The following is a 13,148-nucleotide window of genomic DNA, read 5'->3' as shown; positions in this document are numbered from 1 at the left end:
GCGCTGAGTCGCTGATCTTTTACGACGTCCGGTGACACACTTCCTGCCCTAGTGGACAGGTAGGGGATGTGAGAGCACTGCAGCCCGAGCGTGAAGCACGCTTCCGGGCGCTGTACGCAGACGCACACGCCGACGTGCTGCGCTTCACGCGCCGTCGCGTGCACCCCACCCAGGCCGAAGACGTCGTCGCCGACGCCTTCCTCGTGGCCTGGCGACGCCTGGACGATGCACCCAGCAGACACGACGACGCGCGAGCGTGGCTGTTCGGCATCACCCGCCACTGTTTACTTAACACCCACCGCGGCCAGCAACGCCAGCAAGCCCTCGCCGTGCGACTCATCGACGCGGCCGCACTCGCCTCCACGGAGAACTTCAGCGCCGCCGACGCCCAAGCCGACCTGATCGCCCAACGCCTGGACCTGGCCGCCGCCTGGCGACGTCTGAGCATCGTGCAGCAAGAGGTCCTCGCCCTGACGTCGCTGGACGATCTGACCTCCCCGCAAGCAGCCCAAGTCCTAGGGATCAGCGCCACCGCCTACCGCCTGCGGCTGGTGCGCGCCCGCCGCGCACTGCGCGCCCACCTCACCCCCACCGACACTCCCTCCACGCAGCTGGAGACCCAGCCATGACCACGCCCACCACCCCCCGCCCCGACGACTCCGACCTCAGGGCTGCACTGCGCTCTCTAGACCCGGCTGCCGCGGCCCTTACCGCCCAGGAGCAACAGCGCGCCGGCGCGACGCTTGAGCGGATCCTGGCCACCGACCCCTCCACCGAGCCCGCCACCGGGGCCGGCCACCCGCACGCCCCCGCACGACAGCCTGCGCGACGACACCCCGGGCGGCGTGTCCTTCTGTCCGGCGCAGCCGCGGCCACCCTCACCTTCACCTGCCTGACCTTCCTCAACCCAGGAGACGACGACATGGCCTACGCGTCCTGGACCCCGCAGCCCGCACCTCTGAGCGAGCATGAAATCGACGTGGTGGCACCCGCCTGTCGAGCCCAACTGCGCGGAGGTTCCCTGGACCTGCAGCAAGCCCGCCTAGTATTGGCTGAGCGGCGCGGCGATCACGTCGTCCTGCTGTATCGCACCGAGGACCCGGACATGTCCGGCGCCTGCCTGGCGCGCAATCCCCGCGGAAGCGCTGACGTCGACGACGTTTCCGCCGGCGCAGCGGGCAGCGACGGACCGGCCCAGGTCGCTTCGGCGAGGGCTTTCACCCAAGGGGCAATCTTCGAGTACCACGAGGCGTCAGTCACCGACGGCGCGGTGGGGACCGAGGTGCTGGGGGTGACCATCCACGCCGGCGCGATCCTCGTGCGCGCCTCGGTCGCAGGTGGGCGATACGTAGCCTGGTGGCCAGGAACCGCTTTAGAGCACGAACCCGCCCAACCCAGCGGTCGGCGAGGGCCAGAGCCGGTCCTGACCTACGACCTCACCCTGGTCGACGGCACCGTCTTGCACGATGTCCAGCCGACCCTGCCCTCTTAAGCAGTCAGTGCCGCCAAGCAGCCAGGCTCCTGCGGCATCGACCACGCGGCGCTACCGCCGAATATCTGCTCATGCCGCTGGCCGCCCGGAACGCGTGCTCATGCCGCGTTGCGGGAGGTCAGGACAGGCGCAGCGCCCATGCTCTAGCGGCGACCAACGCAGCGCCGGCCAAGCCCAGCACCAGCCCGAACTCCGCCGCCACCACCAGGGGCGCACTGCTGAAGCGGCTCACATGTCCAATGGCCACCGCCAACGGCACGGAAACGGCGGCCGAGACAGCAATCAGCACTGCCCCCGCACTCAAGGTCTGGCGCAGCTGCACTGCAGCCTTGAGCCCCCACCGCACCGCAGTCAGCACCGCCGCCACGAACCCCACCCCGAAGAGTGCGTACATCGCGTACACGATCCCCGCGTTCAGGCTGCTCTCGCGATAGCCCTCGGCGTCCGAACCAGCCCACACGAGGACGTGACCAACGGCCGCGAGCACCAGGTACATCGACGGAAGCACCAGGGCGAACCCAGCCAGTATCGCGGCCGCTGCGCCCACGGCTGCACTGGCCAGTAGACGTCCGTACATCGGCCACGCCACCAGCCAGCCGTTCTCACGGGCCACCTGCTCGGCGAACTCCGCCACCGTCATCCCCAGAACCGTCTCCGGGGTCCGTCCTTGACCGTAGGCGGCGTGCAGGTCAGCGCAGACGTCCGCGACCACCGGGTCCCGCAGCGCACGGGGCACGCCTAGTCGTCGCCAGGACCGTTCCGCGTCCCGGACCACCGACTGCACCGCGGCCGGCGCGTCCCGGTCCCGGCCTGACGGAGTGATCATCGTCGCTCCCCCGCCCAGACCCCGGTGGCCCGCAACACGGCCTCGACGTCACTGGTGCTGCGCTGCCATAGCGCCAGCCAGTCGGTGAGGGCCGCGCGCCCGGCCTTGGTCAGGGAGAAGACCTTTCGGGCTGGACCCAGCGGGCTGAGTTGTTGCTGCTCGTGCAGCAGACCGGATCGACGCAGCCTGGTGATCAGCGGGTACACGGTGCCGTAGCTGACCTCACCCAAGCCCGCCTCGGCCAGGCGGGTGGCGAGCTCGTAGGCGTGGCTGGGTTGCTGATCGAGTGCGGCCAGGACACACAAGTCCAGCGATCCGCGCAGCAGTTGCGCTCGTCGTTCACCATCTGCGGCGGTACCGGGCCCAACTATCATGCCTCACAAGGTAGCGGCCCACTACTGAGTCGTCGACCTCGTCGAGCAGGCCCCGAACATTTACCGCTCATGCCGCGGCGCGGGACGAACGATCAAGTCGCGAAGCGCGTTGTCACGCAGTCACGGCATCCTCTGCGGGACCTTGTGATGTCGTCACACTTTCCGCGCGAGCTCGTGCAACCTCCCGGACGGCTGCTGCGTACATGAGGCAGGAGGTGGTGCCTGATGAGACAGGAGCTGGAGGCGTCGTTCGACGCCTTCGCCGTTGCAGCCATGCCCCGGCTACGGCAACTGGCCTTCGCCTGGAGCCGGGACTGGCACCGCGCCGACGACCTCGTCCAAGACACCTTCGAACGCGTCTACGCCGCCTGGCCACGAGTGCGCCGCGACGAGCACCCCTTCGCCTACGCCCGCACCACCATGCTGCGCCACCTCATCTCCGAGCAACGCCGCCCCTGGCGCCGACGAGAGACCACCGGACTCCACCTCGGCCTCCACGCCGACGAAGACCCACCAGACCCGCAGACACCCACCGCTGAGGCCACCAGCCTCAACCTCGACCTGCTCACCGCCATCGCCGCACTACCAGCGCGGCAACGCGCCGTCGTCCTGCTGCGCTACGTCGAAGACCTCACCGTCAGCGAAGTCGCCGACACCTTGAACATCAGCGAAGGCACCGTCAAGAGCCAGGCCCACCACGCCCGCACCGCTCTGCAGGCCCATCTCGGACCCGGCTACCGCGATGACTACGGCGACCACCACCGCGGCGGCCCCGAACCTCGCGTCAGCCCCGCTCGTCCTTCAGGTGAGTGCACGAAGACCGGAGGCCAGTCATGACCCGCTCCTTCGACACCACCGGCCCGGCCGGTCCGGGCGGGGCCACCGACCCCCTCGCGCGAGCCGTGGCCGACGCCATCACGGGCGTCCGCCCCCCACCCCCGAGTATTGACCTGGACGAGGTACGTCAACGCGGCCGCCGCCGACGCACCCGGCGCCGCACCCTGGTGGCCCTACCGACCGCCGCCGCCCTGCTCGTCGTCACCGGTGCGCTGTGGACCTCGCACGGGTCGTGGACATCCACCACCCAGGTACCGGTCGCCAGCGCACCGCCGGCCAGTCCGAAGCCGGCTGTCCCGTCCCCGTCGCGGATCCCTGACCCGCAGTCCATCGCCACCACCGTCTTCCGCGACGCCCTCCTCAGCATCGACGCCGACCTGAACCGGACCGTCTCAGTCGGACCGGTGAGCGACGGCGACACCGGGAAGATGCTGGGCTGGTCGATGACCTACCAGGACCGGCGCAGCACTCCCCTAGCTGCCCTCAGCGTCCAAGTCGGCAGCCTGGCCGACGGCTTCATCTCCACCGAACAGACCACCTGCCTGCCGCAGGCCCAGTGCACCACCGAGCAACTGACCGAAGGCATTCGGCTGGTCACCACACGAATCCTCGACACTCGCCTCGTGCGAGAAAATCAGTCACCTGGGGGCGAGCTGCAGGGCTGGCACACCAGCGTCACCGCGATCTACCCCGATGGGCGCGTCGTCAGCGCCGACACCCGTCTCGACGCCAGTACCGAAGCCGACCTAGCCCCTGGCCGCTCCTTCGACTCCCCTCTCATCAGCACCGCCCAGCTACGAGCCCTGGCCACCAACCCGTCCTTCACCGACATCTCCTGGCCATAGGAAGCCGTCCAGGCAGGCCGCTGGCTGTGCGCTCACGCCGCCGTCCGTGCGGTCGCGCGGCTGACGGCGACCGCAGATGCCGCTCGGCCAGCGTCTACCGGATGCCCGCGAGCTTGTCCTCCACCGGGGCCGCCGAAGGCAGCTGGTCCTCCTGGCGGTCGCGCGGGCCCAGATGCCTGCTGCCTCGCGTTCGGCGTCGATACCTTCCGCCAGCTCGACCGTCAGCTTCTCGTCCGTGGTCCGCATCAGTCCATGCTGCCGGGCGTCGGGGACCAGCCAGCCAACGCACCTTCACGGGAGGGTCCCAGCAGGGCCTGGCTACCAATCGTGACGCCCCCAGGTCCCGGTGATCTTCGACAAGGACAGGTTGGATGAGACAGGTCGGGCCCCGACCGTCTCAAGTGACCTGTCCTACCGCTGGTCACAGCCTCGAGCTGGGACAAGATGACTGAGAACGGACAGGCGGCGGTTTGTGTCCCGTCCCAGTAAAGATGTCCCAATCCCAGTGAACCTGTCCCACGTCCCAGTCTTGTTGTCCCAACGTCCCAGCTACTTGTCCCAGCGACCCCAGGCTGCACCCGGCAACGAAGGACACGCCAGCACCGAAGGTGCTTCGACTGGACGCGGGTCAAGCAGCACCTGAAGGGGCTCCAACGCCCCATAGGTGGCCGGGCGGACCTGACCGTGACCGCGACCAATTCGGACTCAGGGCCGGCGCCCAGTAATCACCTGGCGGCGGCCGGGTCACCTAACGGACGCTGAGAGCCGCCAGCAAGATGACGGCACACAGGGTGATCTACTCCCCCGCCGAGGGACGACGTCATGGTCACCGCCAAGCGCATGTAGGGACCCTCCTGCGTGCGGTTGCCTGCCGGGGTGCGCAGACACGTCTTGCTGCGCACGTCGCCTCGGCTGTCACGCTCTTGGCCCGTGACGCATAGGAGTGTGGTGACCAACGAGTCGACAGATGGTGAGCTCTTGGCCCGGTCGTTGCTGCGCCCGGAGGCCTTGGGTGAGCTCTACGAGCGGCATGCGGCGGCAGTGTTCCGCTTCATCGCCCGGCGCGCCGGGCCGGTGGCGGCTGAAGACCTGCTCGGTGACGTCTTCGTCGCGGCGCTGGAGGCTCGGGAGCGCTACCGCCCCCACAAGAGCGGCTCAGCCCTGCCCTGGCTGTACGGCATCAGCGGCAACATCGTGCGGGCCCACCTGCGCAAGCAGCGACCCAGCGCTGTGATCGACACCGACGTGGGGGTCGACTGGCATGCGGTCGACGAGCGAGTCGATGCCCGCGCGCAGCGCGACCAGCTACGCCAGGCACTGGCATCACTGAGCCCTGCCGAACGAGAGGCCTTCCTCCTCGTCGCCTGGGAAAGACTCAGTGTCACCGAGGCCGCACAAGCCCTCGGGGTGGCCTCGACGGTCGTTCGTACGCGTCTCTTCCGGGCCCGCCAGCGGGCTCAGACCTTCTTGGCCACTGCTGCTCGCTCCCTCGTTCCGTTGGAGGACTCCCCATGAACATCGACATCCTCGCCAAGCAGGCCGGCAGCGTGAGCGAGCCGACCCACGATCAGCTGCACACCGGGCACCGTCAACTCCAGGACGCGATGGGGCAGGCCGACACCGGCGTCGTAGCGCTTCGCCGTCGTCGCTCGCGCCGCTGGGCCATCACCGCTCTGGCCGGCGCAGCCGCTGTAGCCGCGACGGTCTTGGTTCTGCCTCTGGCCACTGCCCCGTCAGCCTCAGCAGAGCAAGTGCTGCTCGTGACCGCTAAGGCGGCAGGTCAGCAGCCCGACCCGGCCACCGGGGCCCCGTACTGGTACGTGCGCTCCGAAGTCGACTACCCCGCTACCAAGCCGTACCAGCGCGAGATCTGGTTGGGACGAACCCAAGAGAGCGTCATGCGTGATGAGGGCAGCGGTGTGACCGGGGATGTCGTCGACCCCACGAAGGTCCGGACGGATTCAGACGGTGTCCCGGCCAGGTTTCCCGCCGGCGGTGGCGCCGCGTTCTCCTGGCAGGACCTCGAGGCCCTGCCCACCGACCCCGACGCACTCGGGGCCCTGCTGCGCGAGAACGTCGCCGGCCATCCTTCCGGGGAGGACAACGAGCTGTGGGAGACCGTGACCGGCATGTTGCGGGAGAGCCCCGCATCACCGGCACTGCGTCAAGCGCTGTGGGAAGTTGCCGCGCAGATCCCCGATGTCGAGCTCGTGGGTCCCATGACCGACGCCATCGGCCGTCACGGCACCGCGATCGAGCGTGATGAGCTCGACCAAGGCTGGTTCCGCATCGTCTACATCCTCGATCCCGAGACCGGGACCCTGCTCGAGAGCCACTACCTCGACGAGCACGGGGACGTGGAGTGGCGCATGACCCAGCTCGTGCAGGAGCCCAGCGACACCGCACCCCAAGCGCAGCCCCCACTGTGCGGGCCTGGCTCGGTGCCCGAGCACAGCTGCTGAAGTGGGTCGGCGGTGCGGTGACAAGAGAGGAGCTGCACCGCCAGACCCACCGCAGGAGACCCGCACTGATGTTGAGACGTCGTTGCCTGCGCGATCCCAGCCAAAGGTGGCGTCTTGATCGAGGGTGTACCGCCACGTCCTTGAAGCAGGCGTCTAGGTCCCCCCAGAGGTGGATGCTTTCGTTCGGCGGCATGGACCACGCTGACCAGGTGAACAGGACGCATTGGGAAGACTCCACCGAAGCCGAGCCGTACCTGTTGGCCCTGGCCCGGCTCACCCTGACCACCCGCACCCTCGAGCACCAGCTCATCGAGATGGGGCGTGCCCTCGGCGTGGACGTGGACGCTGCAGCTCCTCTCGAGGCTGTGAGCATGCTGCGCAAGCAGCTGGAAGAGCTACCGGTCCCACCGTGGGCTGATCCGGAAGCCAGTAGCGGAGCGCTTCAGTCCTGGTTGACCAGCGCTGCCGAGTGCATCAAGCAGGGACGAGCCTTTACAGCGGCTTTGCAGGCTGGACAAGGGAGCCCTCAGCTCATCGATGTCACGATCGGGCGCGCGACCAGCCTGGCTCCTGATGATTTCGACCAGCTCACCCACCGCTGCCGCAACTACGTCGACCTCGGCGCCGACGCGATCGACGCTCTGGCTATGCGCACGGAGTCTGGTGGGCGCTTGTTCGGGTACTTCGCCATCGCCCACGCTTTGTGGAGCGCAGCCAACAACGAGCCAGGTGTACGTCCCGCTACGCAGCGCCTCGGCGCTGCTTCACAGAGCTGATTGGGGCTGCCCGACTCTATGGCCAGACGCACGGTCATAGCGCCGGTGGGGTGAAGACGCACTCACGCCGCCGTCCGCGCAGTCGGAGTCTGCGACGTACCAACGTGACGTGCGCCTTAGAACTGGATGTCGACCTCCGCCGCCGGGTCGATGGAGTAGTCAGTCACCATCGCCGGCACCAGGGCGGCGTAGACGCACCAGCCTTCGGCTTGGGTGAAACAGGCGATGGTGGCTGTGGCCGTGGTTCCCTCGATGGTCGCGCTCACCTGCTTCGGCTCACCGCGCACAGCTCCTACGACGACTGTGCTGCTCGCGCCAGCTCCCTCCCCACCGTAGGTCGCGAGGTCGTACTGGCCTTGTGGACGCTGCTGTTGTGTCCACTCCTTCATGTCCATCCAGCTATAAGCACCGTTGGGGTAGCCAACATTGACGACGTCACCTTCGCGCCAGGCCTGCAGCCCGTTGCCCATGTCGACCCGGTCTGTGTCGACCTGTACCGACCCCTGCGAACTCGCGCTCAAGGTGAGGCCTGCCGCCACCAGCTCGTAGCCACCGCGGCCTGGGTGCTCGAGGGCCACACCGGTGGCGATGACCACCGCGAGGGCGGGGACGACCGCGGCCAGAACACGTCGCTGGCGGCGTGCCCGCAGGCGACGGCGGCCGGTGGCGATGATGGCCGCAACATCGACCGCGCCGGTGACGGGGGCGGTGCGTAGGTGTTGGCGGATCTGCTGCTCACTGATCGACACAGCTGCTGTCCTTCCTGGTAGCGCGACTGACGAAGCGGGAGATGCCGAGCCCACGACCGGTGGTGAGCTCGGCGCTGCCGAGGGGCTCAGCGCTCTTGCCCACCGGTGAGTGCGCAGCGACGGCTGCGCCGAGCGGGCTGGGTGGTTCATCGCTCATCTGTGCGCTGGCAGGGTCCGCGCGCAGCTTGGCCAAAGCTCGAGAGTGCAGGGCCTTGACGGTGCCGATGCTGACGTTCAGCAGGGCAGCGGTGTCCTTCTCGGTCAGGTCTTCGAGGTAGCGCAAGACGATGACGGCGCGTTCGCGCGGTGTCAGTCGTCGCAGCGCCTGATCCACCGCGTCATGGTCGGCCACCGTGTGCGCGGGATCGGCCCAGGTCGGCGCGCCAGCAGCGGCACCGGCAGGTGGGTGAGCAGGCAGGTCTTCGGGGGCGGTGGTGTCCTCACGCCAGCGACGTCGCCGCCAGGTGTCGGTGTGGGCACTCAGCAAAGCTTGCCGGGCGTAGGCGTAAGACACCTTGCCTTGAGCCGCTGGCCAGGCCAGGTAGGTCTTGGTCAAGGCGAGTTGGACAAGGTCCTCCGCCGCCCACGGGTCACCGGTCAAGAAGTGGGCGGCGCGCAGCAGCGCGTCGCCGTGTTGGGCGACGAAGGTGGTGAACTCCTCGTCGCGCCGGCCCAGTAGCCCCATGTCTCCTTCAACGAGGTCAGCGTCTCGAAAGGTTGACAGAGCATCGCGCCGATCGACTCAAGCTCGCGCGACGGACCCCCGCATCTCAAGGTCATGCCGCTGCTCGCGCCAAGCACAGGGCACAGGACAGCGGCGTGTCGGACGTCGACATGTCGGCTACCAACCTATGGTCGGTTCATGCCTCCGCTGCGTGAGCCCACCTACTTCACCCTCGCTGCCCTGCTGGACGGTCCTAAGCACGGCTACGCGATCCTCCAACAGGTCAGTGCTCTGTCCGAAGACCGTGTGCACCTGTCCACGGGCACCTTGTACGGCGCACTGGACCGCCTGGCCGGCGAGGGACTCATCAGTGCGGGGGAACCTGAAGTGGTCGGTGGCCGCACTCGCCGCACTTACTCCCTGACTTCGGCCGGACGGACGGCGGTACACGCGGAGGCCGAGCGGATGACCGCAGCTGCACGTGTCGTGACGGGCGCAGCCACGCGTGGTCGAGGCATCGGTGCGGCCGGCACCGCTTTCGCACCTGGATGGGGGATGGCATGAGCTCCGCGCAGCAGTCGACCAACCGGGCGCAGGAACGCTCTCTGCGGGTCGAGCGCACCTACCGCCGGTGGCTGCGCCTGTACCCGGGCCCCTTCCGCCATGAGCACGGCGAGGAGGCGCTCAGCACCTTGCTGGACACCGCCGGCGACCCGCCCCGCGTACGAGCTCAGGAGGTTCTCGCACTGGTCAACGGCGCGCTGCGCGCCCGCGCGCAGATCGGACTCAGCCAGCGCCCGAGCACCCTCCTGGAGGGCTTGCGCTGGGCGATGGTCCTCCTCCTGGCTAGCTCGATGTCGGGCCACATTTGGTTCCTGCTCGCAGGGGCCCGTGGCGACATCTCCACGACTCCGGTGTTGACCGGCCTCGGTGTCGCCAGCCTGGTGTCAGCGCTGGCCGGCTTCCTGCTGGTGATGCGCGGGAAGGTCACTGCGGCGGCGGTGATGGCGGCGTTGAACCTGCTGACCGTGATGGCCAACAACCTCGTGAACAGCGGCCCCGGCGAGACAATCAGCCGCTACGGCGTGGTCAACCCGTGGCTGGACAACCTGGGGTTACCGGTGTTCGCGCTACTACTGGTGGCCGCAGTCGCTGTCGCCTCATCTCGCAGCGGGGTAGCCGCAGTGGCGGCGGCGACACGGCCGTGGCGGTGGCGGTTCAGCTGGCTGGTGATGGCCGTGGCCGGTCTGGGTGGCGTGTTGCAGGCGACAGCACCGAACAGTCCGCAGGACACCGCTGTAGCACTTGCACCGCTCATCGCGCTGGCGCTACTCGTGCTGGCCAGCATCGTCGATGGCCGCGCCGCCTTAGCCGCGGCAGTAGTGCTGAGCCGGCAGGCACTGCTGACCGCCTCGTGGCAGTCGCCCACCTTCATGTCGATCTTGTTCCTGCTGGCCGTGCTTCTCCTCGTTCGGGCGCTTCGGCGCGGCCGCCGGAGTGTCGGCGCCGCCGCGCACTGAGGTTCGGCAACGCCCGGTCGAGCCGGTGCTGGTGCGGACTGCCTGGGAGGGGACGGTCCGCACCGCGCCGGCTCAGCCCAGCTGAGGTCCTCACTGCCTTCGCGTGACCGCACGGTCATGTCGTGTGTTGTGAGCTCAGCACTGCCCGGTCAGTAGCAGCAGATCCTCGTCGTCATCACCGACCCAGAGCCCGCCGGTCCAGACGACGTCGCCACGCAACTGTGGTGTCTGACTAGTCAAGGCCTGGCGCACGACCTTCCACTGCTCCACGGCTTCGGTGCCGTCGAAGTAGTCGAGCTGCCGACCACCGAACCAGTAGAGGACCAGCGGAGCCCCACCTGCGATCAGCGGGTCAGCGTCTCGACGCTTGATGCGGCTCGAGCGGCGCGTGAACCGGCGGCCGGCAGGGCTGATCACCTGCCCTGACTCCACTGCGTTCCACTGCTCATCAGTCAGGCTCGCTTGCACCGATCCAGCATCACCTACACACGCGCGGTCATGGCGCGATTAGGTGCGGCGCCGTAGGTGCCGCTTGCGGCTGCGGAAGCCCACCAAGGCTCCGATGGTGCTGACCCTGGCGTCCAGGACGGGGCAGACCCACACCGCGTGATCGTCGTGCTCACGCGCAGCCAGAGGGTGCCGGTCGGGGTGGTACGGGCAGGCCGGCCACGACGCTGGCCGCCCGAGCTGCCACAGCGCCTCCACCGCCCACTCCTGCACCTGGTCGGCCAGGGCGAGCACCTGCACGGTGAAGGGCTGCCCGGTCTGGACCCACCCCCATGCCGGTGCCATCGGGGCTGTGCAACCAGCAGCTGGCAGCACCGGGGTAGTCCTGCCACTCACGGTTGCCCACGGTTGGCACGACACCGCTGGGCACCTGCAGGTCGACCAAGAGCGGTGCCAGCGCTGCGTCCAGCTCGGGGTGCATGCAACCAGCATGGCAACCCAGCACGCCCTCGAGCAGACCGCCGACCTCGCGATCATGGCGCCGTCCGGGCGCGATCTTGGGGTACCACTCCCCCCGCCTCACTGCCGGGCGCGGCGCCCCAGGGTCCCGGTGACCTTCGACAAGGACAAGTTGGATGAGCCAGGTCGGGCCCTGGTTGTCTCAAGTGATCCGTCCCACCGCAGGTCGCAGCCTCGGGCCGGGACAAGATGACTGAGAACGGACATCTTGTCCCGTCTCAGTACAGATGTCCCAGTCTCAGTGAACTTGTCCCACGTCTCAGTGGACTTGTCCCAACGTCTCAGCTACTTGTCCAAGCCAGGTGGGGGTCAGGTCCCGGCCTCACCGCCGATGAGGCAAAGGAAGACCGGAGGGACCGTTACCAGCGGAAGCAGACCACTATGAGCACCGTCGACCAGGTCAGGTCCATCTACCGGTCCGCCGCCACTTCAGCAAGCACCCCCATCGCCAGGGTGACCACCCCCCATGCTGCACCCAAGGTGGGCACCAGCACCGCGGGCACGGCTGGGCCTACCGCTGTCGACAGCGTCCAGATCAGTGGCCGAGCGACGATGCTCAACCGCCTCTTCCACGGCGACTCCACCGCGCAACCGAAGTCCGCCTACGGCCCTCAGCCCTCCAGCGGCCTTGTCTTCAACTACCTCACCGCCACCGACCGCGACGCGTTGAGCACCCTGTACGACACCGCACGTGAGCAAGGTGTCGATCTTAAGCGTGTTGACGAGATCGCCTTCGACCTCGCTGACTACCGCAGCGTCCCACCAGAGATTATGGTCGATGCCGTCGGAAAAACGTTCAACGAGCACGGTCAGCCCGTGGTCTTCGAGTTCAGCCCTGACGATGAAGCCGCCGCCCAACGCATCCTGACCAGCAAGGCGATCAAGGACAGCGCTCTGCCGGAGGACTTCCTGCGCCAGCGCCTCAACCCCGGGTTGGCTCCCATGGGAGCCAGCGATTTCAACGCCTTGGAAAGCTTGGTCTACGCCACCTCTAGGACCGGCTCCAATGGTGAGAGCGACCCCTCCGCGGTCTTGGCGCCCCGCCCCCGCCAGCGCCTCGCCCTGCTCCAGGCTGCCGGCGCAGTACTCACCCCACAACAGGTGCTCGGCGGCATGGGCCACAGCACCAGCGGCGGTCAAGATCGATTCGCTGCCTTCGCCTCCCGCCTACGTGGCGCGGCCGCGAGCCTGACCGACAACGACAAGGACACGCTGGGCTCGCTCTACACCTCCACCGCCGAGGCCTATGGTGCTAACAGCCCGCAGATGCGCGACGTCGACCGCATCGCCCGCACCCTCGTCGCACTACGCACCGGTGGCGAAGACAGCACCATCCACCTCTGGCAGTGGCTGCTCGACAGCGAAGAAGACACCACACGTCCGACCCCCCACTGACTCCAGCTCTTCGCGCTCACTGCGCAGACTCTTCCCCGCCAGCGGTCCCCTGCGGCACCGTGTGCGGTGCCAGCAGCACCAGGCTGCTGGTGCACTTGGACACCACCGGACCACCGCCCCACGCGCGCTGACCCTCCAAGTCCGGCATGAGTACTGCGGGGTCCGGTGGTCCCAGGACGGGAGTGACTGGCGACAGGGCTATGCGCCATCGAGCGCCGATCAGTGAGCGACCGGCTTCCACG

The 13,148-nt window shown here is 68.2% G+C and carries 15 protein-coding genes; 10 read left to right on the top strand and 5 right to left on the bottom strand.

Translation table 11 applies throughout. From position 1 onward, the window contains the following. Nucleotides 1-68 precede the first annotated feature (68 nt). Together F1544_RS04745 and F1544_RS04740 are read left to right on the top strand one after the other, a co-directional pair. Nucleotides 69-629 carry an RNA polymerase sigma factor gene (locus F1544_RS04745; protein ID WP_167582679.1) on the top strand — a complete coding sequence of 187 codons (561 nt, stop codon included), beginning with the start codon at nucleotides 69-71 and terminating at the stop codon, nucleotides 627-629. Beyond that, complete coding sequence (locus F1544_RS04740) at nucleotides 626-1,492, top strand: hypothetical protein (RefSeq protein WP_167582676.1); 867 nt, start codon at nucleotides 626-628, stop codon at nucleotides 1,490-1,492. Before F1544_RS04745 ends, F1544_RS04740 begins: the two co-directional genes overlap by 4 nt. A gap of 118 nt (nucleotides 1,493-1,610) precedes the next feature. Here the strand turns inward: F1544_RS04740 and F1544_RS04735 are convergent, their stop codons facing one another. After that, nucleotides 1,611-2,228 carry a hypothetical protein gene (locus F1544_RS04735; RefSeq protein ID WP_167582673.1) on the bottom strand — a complete coding sequence of 206 codons (618 nt, stop codon included), beginning with the start codon at nucleotides 2,226-2,228 and terminating at the stop codon, nucleotides 1,611-1,613. Nucleotides 2,229-2,314: 86 nt separating this feature from the next. Further along, a complete protein-coding gene (locus F1544_RS04730; RefSeq protein WP_167582670.1) occupies nucleotides 2,315-2,692 on the bottom strand; it encodes a PadR family transcriptional regulator in 378 nt (125 codons plus the stop codon). Nucleotides 2,693-2,917: 225 nt separating this feature from the next. Between F1544_RS04730 and F1544_RS04725 the strand changes: the two genes are divergently transcribed. From F1544_RS04725 to F1544_RS04705, 5 genes are all read left to right on the top strand, one after another. Continuing rightward, nucleotides 2,918-3,529, top strand: a complete 612-nt coding sequence (locus F1544_RS04725) for an RNA polymerase sigma factor (protein ID WP_167582667.1) — start codon at nucleotides 2,918-2,920, stop codon at nucleotides 3,527-3,529. Beyond that, complete coding sequence (locus tag F1544_RS04720) at nucleotides 3,526-4,374, top strand: hypothetical protein (RefSeq protein ID WP_167582664.1); 849 nt, start codon at nucleotides 3,526-3,528, stop codon at nucleotides 4,372-4,374. The genes F1544_RS04725 and F1544_RS04720 overlap by 4 nt, the downstream gene beginning before the upstream one ends. A gap of 948 nt (nucleotides 4,375-5,322) precedes the next feature. Continuing rightward, a complete protein-coding gene (locus tag F1544_RS04715; RefSeq protein WP_167582661.1) occupies nucleotides 5,323-5,889 on the top strand; it encodes an RNA polymerase sigma factor in 567 nt (188 codons plus the stop codon). Next, on the top strand, nucleotides 5,886-6,836 hold the full coding sequence (locus F1544_RS04710) for a CU044_5270 family protein (protein ID WP_167582658.1): 951 nt from the start codon (nucleotides 5,886-5,888) through the stop codon (nucleotides 6,834-6,836). The genes F1544_RS04715 and F1544_RS04710 overlap by 4 nt, the downstream gene beginning before the upstream one ends. A 191-nt stretch (nucleotides 6,837-7,027) precedes the next feature. After that, nucleotides 7,028-7,612: a hypothetical protein gene (locus F1544_RS04705; protein WP_167582655.1), complete on the top strand. Its 585-nt coding sequence runs from the start codon at nucleotides 7,028-7,030 to the stop codon at nucleotides 7,610-7,612. A gap of 116 nt (nucleotides 7,613-7,728) precedes the next feature. Here F1544_RS04705 and F1544_RS04700 read toward each other — a convergent pair whose 3' ends face one another. Together F1544_RS04700 and F1544_RS04695 are read right to left on the bottom strand one after the other, a co-directional pair. Further along, on the bottom strand, nucleotides 7,729-8,361 hold the full coding sequence (locus tag F1544_RS04700) for a hypothetical protein (RefSeq protein ID WP_167582652.1): 633 nt from the start codon (nucleotides 8,359-8,361) through the stop codon (nucleotides 7,729-7,731). Further along, nucleotides 8,348-9,046 carry a SigE family RNA polymerase sigma factor gene (locus tag F1544_RS04695; RefSeq protein WP_167582649.1) on the bottom strand — a complete coding sequence of 233 codons (699 nt, stop codon included), beginning with the start codon at nucleotides 9,044-9,046 and terminating at the stop codon, nucleotides 8,348-8,350. The genes F1544_RS04700 and F1544_RS04695 overlap by 14 nt, the downstream gene beginning before the upstream one ends. Nucleotides 9,047-9,223: 177 nt before the next feature. On the opposite strand from F1544_RS04695, the gene F1544_RS04690 reads away from it, so the two are divergent. Then, a complete protein-coding gene (locus tag F1544_RS04690) occupies nucleotides 9,224-9,589 on the top strand; it encodes a PadR family transcriptional regulator (protein WP_167582646.1) in 366 nt (121 codons plus the stop codon). Further along, nucleotides 9,586-10,545 (top strand): hypothetical protein, encoded by a 960-nt coding sequence (locus F1544_RS04685; protein WP_167582643.1) that lies wholly within the window; start codon nucleotides 9,586-9,588, stop codon nucleotides 10,543-10,545. Before F1544_RS04690 ends, F1544_RS04685 begins: the two co-directional genes overlap by 4 nt. 135 nt (nucleotides 10,546-10,680) lie before the next feature. Here F1544_RS04685 and F1544_RS04680 read toward each other — a convergent pair whose 3' ends face one another. Continuing rightward, the gene (locus F1544_RS04680) at nucleotides 10,681-11,013 is read right to left on the bottom strand and encodes a hypothetical protein (protein ID WP_167582640.1); all 333 of its coding nucleotides are present in this window, start codon (nucleotides 11,011-11,013) and stop codon (nucleotides 10,681-10,683) included. A gap of 879 nt (nucleotides 11,014-11,892) precedes the next feature. Here F1544_RS04680 and F1544_RS04675 point away from each other — a divergent pair. Further along, entirely contained in the window at nucleotides 11,893-12,906 is a 1,014-nt protein-coding gene (locus tag F1544_RS04675) for a hypothetical protein (RefSeq protein WP_167582637.1), read from the top strand. Nucleotides 12,907-13,148 lie beyond the last annotated feature (242 nt).

Origin of the sequence: Kineococcus rubinsiae (assembly GCF_011839805.1) — a bacterium.
GTDB lineage: Bacteria > Actinomycetota > Actinomycetes > Actinomycetales > Kineococcaceae > Kineococcus > Kineococcus rubinsiae.
This window is presented reverse-complemented; position numbering and strand designations above follow the sequence as displayed.